Origin of the sequence: Clostridium beijerinckii (genome assembly GCF_018223745.1) — a bacterium.
GTDB lineage: Bacteria > Bacillota > Clostridia > Clostridiales > Clostridiaceae > Clostridium > Clostridium beijerinckii.
The window spans coordinates 3,460,601-3,474,427 of record NZ_CP073653.1 but is presented as its reverse complement, the minus strand read 5'-3'; the positions used below and the strand labels follow the sequence as shown (position 1 = coordinate 3,474,427).

Below are 13,827 nucleotides of genomic sequence, written 5' to 3'. Positions count from 1 at the left end.
ATAAAAAGAGGGTTAATAATGAATGATTTTTTAAAAATTGTAAGAGAAAGAAGATCAGCTAATAAATTTATTGAAAATATTAAAATACCTAGAGAAGATTTTAATGATATATTTAGAGAACTTTCACTGGCGCCTTCTGCTTTTAATTTGCAACATGCTAGGTACTATGTTGTAGAAGATAAGGAGCTTATGGAGAAAGTTTATGATGCATCATTTAAACAATACAAAATAAAAACTGCTTCAGCAACCATAATTGTAACAGGTGATAAAAACGCATACTTATCAGCAGATAAAATTTATGAAGGCTCAATGATGCTTGGAATGATCGATAAAACTGATTATGAAATCATGCTTAATACTATTAATAGTCTTTATGAAGGCTGGGGAGAAGAATTTAAACATGATGAAGCTATAAGAAATGCCTCATTGTCAGCAATGCTATTTATGTTATTAGCTAAAAATAAAGGCTGGGACACATGCCCAATGATTTATTTTGAGAAGGAGAAAATTGGTAAGTTATTAAATATTCCAGAGAACGAAGTTCCAGTTTTAATGATTACTATGGGGAAAATGGACAAGAGTAGTAATAAAATTAGAGGATATAGAAAGCCTGCTGCTGAATTTGTGAAATTTTATTGATCAGAGCTTTTACACCCCAAATATTAATATTGGATTTAGGGTGTAAAAGCTTTGAATTTCACTATTAGTATACATAATAAAAATAAAAGTGTTAAAACTATTCAGTGTAAAAAGCTTTATATTTAATCTAACAATAACTAAGGAGGCAATATAATGGATGATGATAAAGTAATATGCGGATGTAAAAATGTTAAAGTAAAAGACATAAAGAATGCTATTGCTAATGGCGCAAAATCATTTGAAGAAGTTCAAGAAAAAACTGAAGTAGGAACTGGCTGTGGGCATTGCGTAGAAAACAATAAAGCATTAGTTGATGAATTATTAGGAAAATAGAATTTCATAACCATATATAACACATTAGAAGTAGAAAATACTATATATAATATAAGACTACTGTATAAGTTGTTTAATGCATATTTATACAGTAGTCTTATACTTTTTAAAGACATAGTAAAAATTCGGTGAAAATATAACAGCAGATAGCATAATTGGTAAATGAACTAATTTTGTGGTAAAAGTACCGAAAATAGTATAAAATATTTTTATACTATTTTCGTTTTTTTATACAAAAGATAAGTTTGATGTAACAAGGAGGAGGATTATGTTATTTAGGTTAAATGAATTTCTAATGGCTGTTTCATTTGCTTTAGACTTTGTGGAGATGGATATTCTCGGGATGGCATCTAACCATGGAAAAAGAACTGCATATATTTCAATTAGTATTGCTAAAGAACTGGGGCTGAATTCAGAAGAGCTCCATGATGTAGCTGCACTTGCAATGCTTCATGACAATGGGTTAAGTGAATATAGCCTGCATGAAAAATTAGCTACAAAAGAATTAAAAAATGCAGCATTATTAGAAGGTGTAAAAGAACATTGTACAATTGGAGAAAGTAATATTAAAAACTATCCATTGCTTACTAATGTGAAAAATATAATAAAGTACCATCATGAAAGGTATGATGGCACAGGATTCTTTAGTTTAAGAGGAGAAGAAATTCCTCTAATGTCGCAAATTATAGCAATCGCAGATGCTTTAGAAAAGACCTTTGATTTGCAGAATAATAATCAAGATATGCAAAACAAAGTTTGTGAATTTGTAAGAAATCAAGAAAATATATCATTTTCTTCAAGAATTGTAAAAGCGTTTTTTAAAGTTACTGAAGAGAAAAAGTTCTGGATGAATTTAGAAAATAGTTTTATTAGTATAGAATTAGAAAAAAGAATTCCAAAGCATAGTCTGGAATTATCATTTGAAGAGATTCATGGTATAACTAATGTGTTGTCAAAGATTATTGACTCTAAATCTAGCTATACTCAAAGGCATTCTCAGGGTTTATCAGAGAAGGCGGCTATTATGGCAGATTTCTATAACTTAGAGAAGGAAGAAAAGATGAAGCTAATTATTGCTGCAGATCTTCATGATATTGGTAAACTAGCAGTGCCAAATGATGTGTTAGACAAGCCTGATAAACTTTCTAATGAGGAATTTAAAATTATAATGAAACATCCAGAGTACACTAGATTAGCACTTCAAGAAATAAAAGGATTTGAGGATATAACTGAGTGGGCTTCAAATCATCATGAAAAGTTAAATGGAAAAGGATATCCTATTGGGATGACAGATAAAGAATTAGATTTTAATTCGCGTCTTATGACTTGTCTTGATATCTATCAGGCACTTACAGAGGAAAGACCATATAGAGAGGGATTAGCCCACGAAAAGGCAATGGAAATACTAAAAAGTATGATGGACAATGGATTTATAGATACTAAAATAACTAGAGATATTGATTATGTTTTTAGTAAGTTGAGTTAAATTATAATGAAGTATCTTCTTAGGATTTAGAAATAAGAATTAAATTTGAGGCTCAAAGCGTCAAAATTGACACAAGTTATTGTGATATAATATTATAGAATAAAAAGGAAGTGAATTCATTATGTTTCTAGTAATAGTAGTTAGCTCCATGCAAAGATTATAATATGTGAAAAACTTTTGCCTGGAGCCAATATATCAACATTAAGTTTTTCATATTATAATAGGTCTTTGCATCTTCATTTAGATATTAAATGTAGAGTGGAGCGAAGAAATTATGAAATATGAAAAAGCACAAAATATATTGCCATATAATATAATTGAACTAATTCAAAAATATACAGATGGTGGATATATCTATATACCAAGAAAAAATGAAAACAAAAAATCATGGGGAGAAAATACTGAGACTAAAAGATATCTTAGTGCAAGAGATAAAGAAATTTTTGATAAGTATTCATCTGGAATGTCCGTTAAAATTTTAGCTGAACAGTATTTTTTAACTGAAGGTAGTATTAGAAGAATAATAAGGAAACAAAAAAATTCTACTTAAATATAAGAGAAAAGGCATATTTTTCACAGTCATTACTATGGAGAATATGCCTTTTTTCAGTATGATTATAAACATTACAGATTTATTCTTAAACTTGGTCTTCATATTACATGATGATATCATTTATTATGAGGACACAAGGAGATGTAGAATATGAGTATTTTAACAATTGAAAACATGAGTCATTCATTTGGCGATAGAATATTATTTAATGATGTATCTTTTAGGTTATTAAAAGGAGAGCATATTGGACTTATTGGTGCTAATGGAGAAGGAAAATCGACTTTGATGAAAATCATTACTGATCAGATATTACCAGATAAAGGTACTATTGAGTGGAATAATAAATTCAGCATTGGTTATATGGATCAATTGGTTGATTTGAAAGAAGGAATTGATGCGTTAAATTTCTTAAAAGAAGCATTTGCTAATTTATTTAATATAGAAAGTAAAATTAATAGTTTATATATTGATATTCAAAATATGAGTGAGAAGGATATGGAAAAATCTTTAAATAAAATTGCTATTATGCAAGAAATATTAGATAAAGATGATTTCTATAGCATTAATTCTAAAATACAGGCAACTGCAGTAGGTCTTGGAATTAAGGAACTTTTGGATAAAGATGTTTCAACTTTAAGTGGCGGGCAAAGAACTAAGATTTTACTCGCTAAATTACTTTTGCAAAAGCCAGATATTTTATTACTGGATGAGCCGACTAATCATTTGGATGAAGAGCATATTGAATGGCTTAAGAATTATCTAGCAAATTATGAAAATGCATTTATATTAATATCACATGATAATGCTTTTTTAAATAATGTAGTAAACGTAGTTTATCATCTTGAGCACAAAGTATTAACAAGATATGAAGGGAATTATGATTATTTTATTAAACTATACGAAATACGAAAAGAACAGAGATTGATTGAATATAAAGAACAACAAAATGAAATAGAAAAGCTTGAAGATTATATAAGAAAAAATAAAGCAAGAGCCTCAACTTCAAAGTAAGCTAAATCAAGAGAAAAGAAACTTAATAAGATTGAAAGAATAGAAATAAAAAAAGAAATTATAAAACCTCATTTTAATTTTAAAACTGTAAAAATGCCAGAAAGTATAATCCTTGAAGTAAGCAACTTGATTATCGGATATAACAGACCTTTAAGCAAACCTTTAAACTTAAAAATGAAAAGAGGACAAAAAATTGCAGTAACAGGAGCTAATGGATTAGGAAAGACTACTCTGCTAAAAACCTTACTTGGAATGCTAAAACCTATAAATGGTGAAATTACTTTAAGTGAGCATAGAAAAATAGGATATTTTGAGCAGGAAATTGCATGGAATAGCACTAATTCAGTTTTATATGATGTTTGGAGTGAGTTTCCTCACCTAACTCAAACGGAGGTAAGAAGAGAATTGGCTAGGTGTGGATTAACAAGGCAGCATATAGATAGCCCCATTAATATATTAAGCGGAGGAGAGCAAGCCAAAGTCAGGTTATGCAAACTTATTAATGAATATACAAATGTATTAGTATTAGATGAACCAACAAATCACCTAGATATTAATGCTAAAAATGAACTAAAGCGTGCGTTAAAAGAATATGAAGGAAGCATGATTTTAGTATGTCATGAATCGGAATTTTATAAAGATATTGCTACAGATATATGGAACTGTGAAGAATGGGGGTGCTTTAGAAAATAATATTACATTGCGGATGTAATTCTATAAGAATGTATAAAAAGAAACCTTAAAAATAGAGCGTTTAGTATCTATTTTTAAGGTTCGTCCTATTTATATATAGCATTTATTTGTGATTTATTGGTAAATAAAATTATGAAAAAATCCTAAGTCGAATTAATTTTGATTCTGCGTAGTTTTTTTCATTCTTGAATCTTAGAAAAGTACTTATTAGTTGAGATGCATTAATTTAAGGAGAACTAGTGAATTGATATGGTTGTACAGGGAAGTTTCGTATAATTAAAAATTTTCTACTGTAAATAAGAATAGTATAATCGGAAGCTAATGGAATAAATTTCGACAATTTATATTAAGCATTATTGATTTTTTTGCATGAATATGATAATATTTCTATATATTAGGTAAGTGTATTTATAAAAAATAGAACAATTGGAAGCGATGAAAAATTCTCTATATCTGGGCACTTTGAGAATTTGGAGCTAGTTGTGCAACCGACCAATTAAAACTTAGTAATCCATAAACATATTAAGTTTTTGTTGGTTTTTTATTTTTTATTAATCATTTTAATAAATATATTGTAATAATGAAATTATATTTAAGATCCTAGTATTAAGATAAGGGGGACAATAAAATGACGTGGCTTAATAATTTAAAGGTAGGTAGAAAATTAGCGATGCTTATAATTTGCTCTTTAGTAGGATTATTTGCAGTTGGAATAACCGGTTACTATTTTTTACAAACGTCTAGTAAAAGTATGGAGGTCATGTATAGTGAAAGACTGCTATCTAGTGAATGGCTTAGTGAGTCTAGAGTGCATGCAAGGGCTATATCAGCTGACATTTTTAGAATTATGGTAACTACTGATAAAAATGAAAATAGTAATTTAACAAAAGATATAAATACTCGTGCTGAAGAATTTAACAACTATATGGCTCTTTATAAAAAAATGAAATTAGATGATTTTGAGGCTGATAAGATCAGTAAGATTGATAGTAATTTAGCTAAATATAGGGAAGGAAGAAAAGTCGCACTAGATTTAGCCATTGAAAACAAAAATCAAGAAGCGTACGAATACTATGAGAAAAACGTTGAATCATATGCTGATACTTTCTTAGCTGATTTAGTTGAACTTGGAGAACATAATAGACAAATTGCTGAAAAAATAAACGCTCAGGATAAAGCAAATTTAAAAATTGCAACAGCAACATTTATAAGTATTGTTATTATAGCTTCAATATTAGCAATTTTATTAGGAATACTAATAACAAAACGTATCACAAAGAGATTAAATGACTTTGTAGTATACATGGGTTCTTTATCACAAGGTGATTTTTCTGTAAAGATAAAAGAAGAAAGTCTTAATGATAAGAGTGAATTTGGTGTTGTAAGTAATGCGATAGATAAGATGACCAAAAACATTATTGAACTAATAAAACAATTAGGAAATACATCTGAGCAGTTAGTATTATCATCTGAAGAGCTTACAGCAAGTGCTGAGCAATCAGCAGATGCATCAAATCTAGTTGCATCCGCAGTAACAACAATGGCACATGGAGCAGATGAGCAATTTTCTTTTGCTAATAGTACAAACAAAGTGGTTGAAAACATATCTAATAAGATAAATGTAGTATCTGAAAATACAAAATCTGTTTCATCGTTAACAGATAAGGCAAAAATATCAGCAAATGCTGGCGAAGAGGCTGTAGTGAAGGCAATGAACCAAATGGAAATAATAGAGAAAAAGACTAGTGAAACATCGCATATTATAAGCGAGCTTGAAGAGAAATCAGTGAAAATTGGACAAATACTTGATACAATCCAAGGTATATCAGAGCAAACAAATCTTCTAGCATTAAATGCGGCAATAGAATCTGCAAGGGCTGGGGAAGCCGGGAAAGGTTTTAGTGTAGTAGCGGAAGAAATTAGAAAGTTAGCAGAACAATCACAAGAGGCAACTAAAGAAATAGCTGGAATTATTAATGATGTACAAAACAAAACCAATAGTGCAGTTGCTGTTATGAATGAAAACTCAAAAGAAGTTAAAACAGGAGCAGATGTCGTTGATGTTGCAGGAATAAGTTTTAAGGAAATCCTTCAAATGATAATAGAAATATCTAGTCAGATTCATGAAATATCATATTCTATCACTGAAGTAACTGTAGGAACTAAAGAATCTGTTGATTCAGTAAATAATATTAAAAACATAAGTAGTAATATAGCTGATGAGACTCAAACAATATCGGCAGCGGCTGAGGAACAATTAGCATCTGTTGAGGAGATAGCTTCATCTAGTAAACTTCTATCTCAAATGTCTGAAGAGTTAAGATGGATTATAGCTAAGTTTAAAATATAGGATATCTATTAATTGTGAATAAGAAAATATACCTTTGTAGTATTATATTAAATTAGAGGGAATGCTTTTTATTATTAAATATAACTAGTGAAATAAATGTTTCTGTATTCAACTAAGACAAAATTACAATTATAGAGGAATTAATTTTTGGAAGGAAAAAGCGTTTAGAATTATTCTAAGCGCTTTTTTTGCATCCTAATCATAGTATTTTATGGTGCTTTATAGATTCATTGAACTTTAAATTAATATTTATTTGTCTTATAATCTCTGGCACGTTTACTAATATAGTAAGTATGGCGCCAACTATATAAAATATTTCATTTTCATTATTTGGCATCATAAACACCTCATTTACTTTTAATATATTAGATACACTTAAGAAATGTTAAACAATATACACAGAGAACAATAGAAAATTAGGTTATAAAACAGATGTGGAATTATTAATCCAGAAATATATAATTTTCATGCGTTCATCATATTAAGTAATTACATTTGAAGTTCTGAGGTTATACATAGAATATATGTAAATAATATGAATATTTTGGCCGCAACCTATTTATGTAACAAGTGATACATAAATTTTACTATTTAGGGGTTATACTAATAAAAAAAGTAAGGAGGGTAAATATTTGGAATATTTAAAAGAAAAAGAGATGATGATTAGTAGAATGAGACAAGCCTTATGCAAAATTATGGGCGATGAAGGAAATTCATTAGATAGGGAGGTGATTAGTGTGTGTAGAAGATTAAACTTTGCACTGAATGAGTACAATGAATTGCTAAGGAGAACAATTAAATAATATTCTCTTATATGGAAAATTGTCAGAGTGGTTTAATGGGCTGGCTTACTAAGCTAGTGAGTGTAAAAGCTCCACAGGTTCGAGTCCTGTATTTTCCAACAACTTATATTATAGTTTGTAATATATGCTTATAGCGAAATGTGAATAAAGCAATTGAGGCGCTCTAGTTAAGAATTTCTAGTTTGCCTCTTTATTATTTAACTTAACTGGTTACATATATGCCCAAGTATTGAATTAATATGAAATAAATGTTGAAATTAATTGGAAAATATAATAAAATATTAACCATGTGGTAATTAATGTATTGCTATATGAAATTAAATACTATATTTTAGGGGGAATAATAATGAAAAAAATCAAAAGAATTTCTACCATATTGTTAGCTGTTATGATGGTAACAATAATGCTAGTAGGTTGCGGAACAAAAGCAACTCCAGAAGAAAGTGCTAAAATATTTTTAGATCTACTTTTAAAAGATGATAAAACTAATATGGACAAGATAGGGATGAAGGAAGAAGATTATACTGAATTTAGAAGTAGCTTTGATGATGGCATGATGATGGCCTTTGGAAATTCAGGTTTAGATGAAAGCATTCTAACAGATGATATAAAAAATTCTTTTAAGAAAGATATTATTACAGGATTAACTAAAGTGGAATATGAAGTGGTTTCTGCGTCAACAGAAAAGGACACAGCAAAAGTTCAAGTTAAAATAAAAGGGTTTGATATGAAGAAAATCACTGAAAATGGCCAGAGTGAAATAATGAAAAAAGTTACTGAAAATCCTTCAATGACTGAACAACAAATATATACAGAAGCTTTTAAGCTTATAGGGGGCAGTATGGCGTCTGGTATATTAAAAGAAGAACCACAGACAGTAACAATAACATTAACTAAAAAAGGCGGTGCTTGGTTACCGGGTGAAGATGATGTTGTAACATTAATGAAGGCAATTGCCCAATAAAGTAAAACTAAAAGCAGTAGTTAGAAGAAATTTTTCTACTGCTTTATTTATTGCTTAAAATTTATAAATAAATGTGATAAAATATAGTTGTGAAAGTTGAGCTATTTTCAATTTTTACTTTAGATCCCATTAAGTGCAGTCATTAACTTGACTGCATTTTTTATGCTCTATTGCACTTATAAGAAGAGTATGTAAAATAAATATAAAATTCACTGTTGAGTAAATACATTTAAAAGCAGTAGATTAGAAAGTTTAACTGATGCTTTTGGTTTTGAAATTATATTGCTGCTATTGCAGAAAAAATTAAAAGTATATGAATTGAGAAAGTTTTTTAGGAGAAAGTAACAGGAGTATTCCCAAAAATTATAACTGAATAGCCATAGTTAAAAGGTTTAAGAGTTTGTTCGTTTGATTGAGAATCTAGCCTTGTAAGTTCTCTCATGTATTGGTTATTATCAATGACGAAGATAATAACTCTACCGTTAGGGTCATTAATTCTAGCCGTCACAGTAGAACCTATTGGTAGATTAATATCTCGTACATTATAAATACCTTGACTTAAACTTATGGGAGCAGCACTGGTATTTTGAGCTAAATTAGTAAATGACAATAATAAAAATATAAAAAACACTATAGTAGATTTTTTCATAATATATTTCCCCTTCCATAGTATATTTAAAGCAAAATTTACTAGTGAAATAAGTTCCTTTGAAGGAGCTGAATTAAGTAATTTACTTAATAGAATTAATCATTTTAATATATTCCAACATTAGTTATGCGTAATTCATAAAAAAGTATTCAATTACTCATTAGTTTGGATAATAATTAATCAACTATATGTGAATTTATAAATAAAGCTCAAAGGACTTATATTATTTCTTTGAGCTTTATTTATAGTGATTGCAGATTGTGTTAAATTTATAATATTAGCAAACGCATAATTAATAGAGAAAGACACTATAATAAAAAGTAAGACATGATTCTAATCTAAGATAAAGAGAAGGAGGAGAATTAGATGAATGAAAATCAAATGAACCGAATACATACAGGTAAAGGATTTATTGCAGCTTTAGATCAAAGTGGTGGCAGTACTCCAAAAGCGTTACTTGAGTATGGGATTAAAGAAAATAGTTATTCTAATGAGGAGGAAATGTTTGATCAAGTACATGAAATGAGGAAGCGCATAATAAAGAGTCCAGCATTTACTTCAGAATATATTTTGGGTGCTATACTATTTGAAGACACAATGTATCGTACTATTGACAATCAATATACACCTGATTATCTTTGGAAGGAAAAAAATATTGTACCTTTCTTAAAGGTTGATAAAGGCTTAACTGAAATTGAAAATGGTGTTCAGCTTATGAAACCAATAAGTAATTTAGATGATCTTTTAAAGCAGGCAGTAGAAAAAAACATTTTTGGAACAAAAATGCGCTCAGTTATTAAGGAAGCAAATGCTAAAGGAATTAAAATGGTAGTTGATCAGCAATTTGAAATTGGTAAACAGATTGTAGAAGCAGGTCTTGTTCCTATTATTGAACCAGAAGTTGACATCCATAGCACCGATAAGGAAGAATCTGAAAAACTTTTAAAACTTGAAATTTTAGAGCAATTATCAAAACTTGATAAAGAAACAAAAGTGATGCTTAAACTTTCAATACCAACTCAAGATAATTTCTACATTGATTTAATAGATGAGCCACATGTTGTCAGAGTAGTAGCTCTGTCAGGTGGTTATAGTCAAGCAGAAGCAAACGAAAGACTCGGACGCAATAATGGATTAATTGCCAGTTTTTCAAGAGCTTTATCTCAAGGGCTCACTGCTCAGCAAACTGAAGAAGAATTTAATGCAACAATATTAAAATCAATTAAAGAAATCTATGAAGCATCAGTGAAATAATTTATTATTATTGCATTATGATTAATCAATGTCGTAAGCTAGGTGAATATTTATTGAGGTTTGGACACTTTTCATAGTCTTAAATAATTACCTATATTTATAAAATGTCGGAATGTAGTGAAAATTAAAACAAAATAGAAATTTGTGAATTAATATGTATTGACACCATATAATAAGGTATGATATACTTCATATAACTTAGGGGAGTAGCTTATAAGCTATAGAGCCAACAACCGGCAATTAAAACTGCCTGGTTCTATACTCCAAATGGAAAGCAAGACCTTTGATACGATTTAGTTGTTACTGAATCAGATCAAAGGTCTTTTTTGTTAAATTAAAACTATAAAATCAAGATAGTGGAGGGATAAACATGGACATTTATTATATTATTTTAGTTTTACCGGCATTGGCTTTTTCGCTTTATTGTCAATTTAAAGTAAAAGGAACTTTTGACAAGTATAGCAATTATGGCAATGCTAGAGGATTTACTGGTGCAGATGTTGCAAGGAGAATTCTTGATAGAAATGGACTTTATGATGTAGCTGTAGTTCCCACAGCAGGCAGCTTAACTGATCACTATGATCCTGGAAAAAAGGTAGTGAGATTATCTGAATCAGTATATTACAGCAATTCTGTTGCAGCCATAGGTGTTGCAGCTCATGAAACTGGACATGCAATACAACATAAAGTACAATATGCACCACTTTCTATAAGAAGTGGGCTTGTACAAATTGCAAATATAGGTTCTATGGCAGGCCCATATATGGCGATTTTTGGATTAATATTTCAAATTCCTTTGCTTGCACAACTAGGCATAGTGTTTTTTACTGGGGCGGTAGCATTTTATTTTGTAACTTTACCAGTAGAATTTAATGCAAGTAAAAGAGCAATATCAGAGTTAGAATCCCAAGGAATACTTAGTTTTAATGAAATGGCTCCTGCAAAAAAAGTGCTAAATGCAGCAGCTATGACTTATGTTGCTTCTGCAATAACTGCTGTTGCAAGTTTGCTTCACCTTATATTTTTATTCATGGGAAGTAGTGATAGAGAATAATAAATTATCATGCATGGAGCGTGTTAAAGTCCATACAATACAGATTATTTGGTTAAGGTTGTAATTTGCTAATATTAAAGGAGGAAAGTTTATGTTTCAAAATAGAAAAGAGTCGCCTAAAAAAAATGGATTACCCAATAAAAAGGAGTTACCGAAATACATTATAGCAGCGCTTATAATTACATTAGTAATAAACATAGTTATAAATTTGATTTCTCAGTCAAATCATAAACAAATTGATTATAGTGAATTTCTTACAATGGTAAATAATAAACAAGTAGAATCAGTTGAGATCTATAGTGACAAGCTTGTTATAACACCAAAAAGTGATGAGGATGCTTCAGTTGTAAATAAAAAATTATATTATACTGGCAACTTAGATTATCCTCAACTTGTAGATAAACTATATAATGCAGATGTAAAGTTTACTACCCCTGTAAAAAATACTCAGTCTCCAATTATCGGTTTTATACTTTCTTGGATTATACCTTTTGCTATATTCTATATGTTAGGTAATTGGTTCATGAAGTCTTTAAGTAATAAAATTGGAGGCGGCGGAGGAGGATTTATGTCCGTCGGAAAAAGTAATGCGAAGGTATATGTTGAAAAGACTACAGGAGTATCTTTTAAAGATGTAGCAGGTCAGGAAGAAGCTAAAGAATCTCTTAAGGAGATAGTTGATTTTCTTCACAAACCTGAAAGATATACAAAGATAGGAGCTAAGCTTCCTAAAGGCGCACTTTTAGTAGGACCTCCAGGTACAGGAAAGACATTACTTGCAAAAGCTGTAGCAGGAGAAGCAAAGGTACCATTTTTCTCACTTTCTGGGTCAGGTTTTGTAGAGATGTTTGTAGGTGTTGGAGCTTCAAGAGTAAGAGATTTGTTTGCTCAAGCTGAAAAGCAAGCACCATGTATTATTTTTATTGATGAAATTGATGCAATAGGTAAGAGTAGAGAAGGTAATATAAGTGGAAATGATGAAAGAGAACAGACCTTAAACCAGTTACTTGCTGAAATGGATGGCTTCGATTCTTCAAAGGGAGTTGTTATTCTTGCAGCCACTAATAGACCAGAAGTCCTTGATAAAGCGCTATTAAGACCTGGACGTTTTGATCGTAGAGTTATAGTAGATAAACCAGATCTTAAGGGAAGAGAAAATATATTAAAGGTTCATTCTAAGAATATAATAATGGATGAAAGCGTTAATTTAAAAGAGATAGCACTTGCTACTGCTGGTGCTGTTGGTGCTGATCTTGCAAACATGGTTAATGAAGCTGCTTTAAGAGCTGTAAGAATGGGGAGAGATACGGTTAGGCAGGATGATTTATTTGAGGCAGTCGAAACTGTAATTGCAGGTAAAGAGAAAAAGGATAGAGTAATGACTGAGAATGAGAAAAGTCTTGTTGCATTTCACGAAGTTGGACATGCATTAGCTTCAGCGCTTCAGAAAAAGACTCAGCCAGTTCATAAGATTACAATTGTTCCAAGAACAATGGGAGCACTTGGATATACTATGCAGATGCCGGAAGAAGAAAAGTACCTTATGTCTAAAGATGAATTGCTAGAACAGATAGTTGTTCTTCTTGCAGGAAGAGCAGCTGAAGATCTTGTGTTTAATGAAATAACTACAGGTGCTTCAAATGATATTGAAAGAGCTACTAGTATTGCAAGACAAATGGTAACAATGTATGGAATGTCAGAAAAATTTGGTATGATAGGACTTGAATCAATTCAAAACAGATATCTTGACGGCAGACCAGTAAGGAATTGTTCAGATGAAATATCTGCTGAAGTTGACCGTGAGGTTATGAATATAATCAATGAATCCTACGAAAAGGCAAAAAATCTCCTAAAGGCTAATATGGAAGCTTTGGGCAAAATATCATCGCATCTAATTTTCAAGGAAACCATAATGGGTGATGAATTTATGAAAATTCTGAACTCAATCCAAATAGACGAGCCGGTTAACGTTTAAAGCTAAGAAAGTTTCTTGATAAAAATTTTTATAATATATATTACAAAAATAATTCTTTATCAT

At 30.1% G+C, this 13,827-nt stretch carries 12 protein-coding genes, 1 tRNA gene, 1 pseudogene and 1 riboswitch; of the genes and pseudogenes, 12 read left to right on the top strand and 2 right to left on the bottom strand.

Translation table 11 applies throughout. The features are described from left to right. Positions 1–18: 18 nt before the first annotated feature. The 6 genes and pseudogenes from KEC93_RS15605 (at position 19) to KEC93_RS15580 (ending at position 7,065) form a co-directional block, all read left to right on the top strand. Positions 19–639, top strand: a complete 621-nt coding sequence (locus tag KEC93_RS15605) for a nitroreductase family protein (protein ID WP_077830279.1) — start codon at positions 19–21, stop codon at positions 637–639. Between the two features lie 153 nt (positions 640–792). Beyond that, positions 793–972, top strand: coding sequence for a (2Fe-2S)-binding protein (locus tag KEC93_RS15600; protein ID WP_012059247.1), 180 nt, complete (start codon positions 793–795; stop codon positions 970–972). 268 nt (positions 973–1,240) lie between these two features. Further along, complete coding sequence (locus tag KEC93_RS15595) at positions 1,241–2,458, top strand: HD-GYP domain-containing protein (protein WP_039773360.1); 1,218 nt, start codon at positions 1,241–1,243, stop codon at positions 2,456–2,458. A 274-nt stretch (positions 2,459–2,732) separates the two neighbouring features. Next, a complete protein-coding gene (locus tag KEC93_RS15590) occupies positions 2,733–3,008 on the top strand; it encodes a CD3324 family protein (protein ID WP_077867764.1) in 276 nt (91 codons plus the stop codon). Positions 3,009–3,161: 153 nt separating this feature from the next. Then, positions 3,162–4,715, top strand: a pseudogene (locus KEC93_RS15585) (ABC-F family ATP-binding cassette domain-containing protein). Positions 4,716–5,134: 419 nt separating this feature from the next. Next, a riboswitch (cyclic di-GMP riboswitch) is annotated at positions 5,135–5,218 on the top strand. A 125-nt stretch (positions 5,219–5,343) separates the two neighbouring features. After that, entirely contained in the window at positions 5,344–7,065 is a 1,722-nt protein-coding gene (locus tag KEC93_RS15580; RefSeq protein ID WP_039773358.1) for a methyl-accepting chemotaxis protein, read from the top strand. A 199-nt stretch (positions 7,066–7,264) separates the two neighbouring features. Here KEC93_RS15580 and KEC93_RS15575 read toward each other — a convergent pair whose 3' ends face one another. Beyond that, positions 7,265–7,405, bottom strand: coding sequence for a hypothetical protein (locus tag KEC93_RS15575; RefSeq protein ID WP_155715502.1), 141 nt, complete (start codon positions 7,403–7,405; stop codon positions 7,265–7,267). 292 nt (positions 7,406–7,697) lie between these two features. On the opposite strand from KEC93_RS15575, the gene KEC93_RS15570 reads away from it, so the two are divergent. The 3 genes from KEC93_RS15570 (at position 7,698) to KEC93_RS15560 (ending at position 8,832) form a co-directional block, all read left to right on the top strand. Continuing rightward, a complete protein-coding gene (locus KEC93_RS15570; protein ID WP_023975495.1) occupies positions 7,698–7,868 on the top strand; it encodes a Spo0E family sporulation regulatory protein-aspartic acid phosphatase in 171 nt (56 codons plus the stop codon). Between the two features lie 13 nt (positions 7,869–7,881). Then, a tRNA-Ser gene (locus tag KEC93_RS15565) sits at positions 7,882–7,966 on the top strand. Between the two features lie 248 nt (positions 7,967–8,214). Then, complete coding sequence (locus tag KEC93_RS15560) at positions 8,215–8,832, top strand: DUF5105 domain-containing protein (RefSeq protein WP_039773357.1); 618 nt, start codon at positions 8,215–8,217, stop codon at positions 8,830–8,832. Positions 8,833–9,163: 331 nt separating this feature from the next. On the opposite strand, the gene KEC93_RS15555 is transcribed toward KEC93_RS15560, so the two are convergent. After that, a complete protein-coding gene (locus tag KEC93_RS15555) occupies positions 9,164–9,481 on the bottom strand; it encodes a hypothetical protein (RefSeq protein WP_039773356.1) in 318 nt (105 codons plus the stop codon). Positions 9,482–9,847: 366 nt separating this feature from the next. Between KEC93_RS15555 and KEC93_RS15550 the strand changes: the two genes are divergently transcribed. The 3 genes from KEC93_RS15550 to ftsH all read left to right on the top strand — a co-directional run bounded on the left by KEC93_RS15550 (position 9,848) and on the right by ftsH (position 13,764). Beyond that, positions 9,848–10,735, top strand: coding sequence for a fructose bisphosphate aldolase (locus KEC93_RS15550; protein ID WP_077867763.1), 888 nt, complete (start codon positions 9,848–9,850; stop codon positions 10,733–10,735). A gap of 370 nt (positions 10,736–11,105) precedes the next feature. Next, positions 11,106–11,789 (top strand): zinc metallopeptidase, encoded by a 684-nt coding sequence (locus KEC93_RS15545; protein WP_077867762.1) that lies wholly within the window; start codon positions 11,106–11,108, stop codon positions 11,787–11,789. Positions 11,790–11,880: 91 nt separating this feature from the next. Further along, positions 11,881–13,764: an ATP-dependent zinc metalloprotease FtsH gene (gene ftsH / locus KEC93_RS15540; protein ID WP_077867761.1), complete on the top strand. Its 1,884-nt coding sequence runs from the start codon at positions 11,881–11,883 to the stop codon at positions 13,762–13,764. The last annotated feature ends 63 nt before the right edge of the window (positions 13,765–13,827 follow it).